General features: G+C 48.1%; 1 protein-coding gene. It reads left to right on the forward strand.

All coding sequences use genetic code 11. The features are described from left to right. A partial coding sequence (locus R7Z50_RS29780; RefSeq protein WP_318150053.1) for a putative PEP-binding protein occupies positions 1-402 on the forward strand: 402 nt, incomplete at its 5' end. Positions 403-566 lie beyond the last annotated feature (164 nt).

A 566-nucleotide genomic window follows, 5' to 3' on the forward strand; every position in this document is an offset into this window, starting at 1 on the left:
TTGCTAGCGAAGTTTGATCTGCGCCGTGGTGACCAAGGTCTGAAAGTCATCATGATGTGTGAACTGCCATCAAACGCAGTGCTGGCCGATGAGTTCTTGAAGTACTTCGACGGCTTCTCTATCGGTTCAAACGACATGACTCAGCTGACGCTTGGTCTAGACCGTGACTCTGGCGATGTGGCTCACCTATTTGATGAGCGTAACGCAGCGGTGAAAATCATGCTGAAAATGGCAATTGATGCCGCAACCAAAGCAGGCAAGTACGTAGGTATTTGTGGTCAAGGCCCATCAGATCATGAAGATTTGGCGGAATGGTTGATGGAGCAAGGCATTAGCTCTGTTTCACTCAACCCAGACACCGTTATCGACACTTGGTTACAACTAGGTAAAGTTAGCAAGTAATTTGCCGAAAGGAAGCCACTTAACACAAGTGCTCCTAAACCAACGAGACAAAGCCCTCAAGCTGCGGTTTGAGGGCTTTTTTGTTGGGCTTCTATCACGCCCTTGTCAAGGGTACGTGAGTTCGTGACGTCAATCCCAACCTAGAATCATCGTCAATTTTCCCT

It is taken from the genome of Vibrio sp. 1249-1 (assembly GCF_033340495.1).